This window comes from Mesorhizobium sp. M5C.F.Ca.IN.020.32.2.1, from assembly GCF_004023105.1.
Classification (GTDB): Bacteria; Pseudomonadota; Alphaproteobacteria; order Rhizobiales; family Rhizobiaceae; genus Mesorhizobium; species Mesorhizobium wenxiniae.
In genome coordinates, this window is the sequence record NZ_RZSX01001312.1 from 1 (window position 1) to 1,166 (window position 1,166).

The window sequence follows — 1,166 nt, forward strand, 5'->3', positions numbered from 1 at the left end:
TTGCCGGGGTTGAACGGATCCAGGGTGAAGGCAACCGGATCGCGATTGGCGACCGCCAGCGCGATCAGAATGACGGCCAGCGGTACGAAGACCACGATGAGCATGAGGCGATTGAACATGGAATTTCCTGTCGAAGGCGGGCTCTACCGCAGGCCTACTGAAAGGCCGGCATGCTGCACGAGCTCGCGCGGCGCCTATTTGCTGCCGTTCAGCCTTTCACGCAATTCCTTGCCGGTCTTGAAGAACGGCACCCATTTCTCCTCGACCTCGACGGATTCGCCGGTGCGCGGGTTGCGGCCAGTGCGGGCGGGGCGGTTTTTCACCGAGAAAGCACCGAAACCGCGCAGCTCGACCCGGTTGCCTTCGGCAAGCGCGTCGGTGATCTCGTCGAAAATCGCGCCGACGATGTTTTCGACGTCGCGCAGAAAAAGGTGCGGGTTGCGTGTGGCGATGATCTGCACAAGTTCGGATTTGATCATGAGAAGGCTCCCCGTGAAAACACAGCAGTCAAAATTATGAGGATGATTTTATTTGCTTTTTTCCCTCGTCTCAAGGGTGCCAGACGGAAACGAGACCGTCAAGAAACAAGCGGTCGGCACCAAGTTCGTGAATGATCTCGCCGCCATAGTCGGGCAGGCCGAGCGCACTGCCGATGGTTCGCGCCATCGCTTTCGAGAACAGGAAGCCGCTGCTTTCCGCGTCCTTCCACTCCACCACCTTGAGCTTGGCGTCGACGCCCTTGGTCGCGAGCCAATCGATCGCTTCGGTCTCGCCGCCGACCGCGTCGATCAATTTGTTGGCAACAGCCTGTCGGCCGGTGAAGATCGACCCGTCGGCCAGGGCCAGCGCCTCCGGCTTGGTCATGTTGCGGCGCTCGGCGACGACGCCGACGAACCAGTCGTAGCTGTCCAGGATGAGCTTGCGGACCATGGTGCGCTCGTCGTCACTGGTCGGCTTGAAAGGCGATGGCGAGGCTTTCAGCGGCGAGGATTTCACTTCCTCGAGCTTGATGCCGAGCTTGTCCATAAGGCCGCTGACGTCCGGATACTGGATCAGCACGCCTATCGAGCCGACGATCGACGATTTGCGCGCGACAATATGATCGGCCGCGGTGGCGATCATATAGCCCGCCGATGCGGCCAGCGTGCCGACCTCGGCCACCACCG

Annotated in this window: 2 protein-coding genes and 1 pseudogene; all 3 read right to left on the reverse strand. The window is 60.7% G+C overall.

Features of this window, described 5'->3' with window-relative positions; all coding sequences use genetic code 11:
- A pseudogene (locus EOA86_RS41005) lies at window positions 1-119 on the reverse strand (DUF1049 domain-containing protein); the annotation flags it as partial.
- A gap of 75 nt (window positions 120-194) precedes the next feature.
- Window positions 195-479, reverse strand: coding sequence for an integration host factor subunit beta (locus tag EOA86_RS35575; RefSeq protein WP_127208667.1), 285 nt, complete (start codon window positions 477-479; stop codon window positions 195-197).
- A 70-nt stretch (window positions 480-549) separates the two neighbouring features.
- Window positions 550-1,166, reverse strand: a 617-nt coding sequence (locus EOA86_RS35580; RefSeq protein WP_164892364.1) for a S49 family peptidase, incomplete at its 5' end; no start/stop codon positions are given.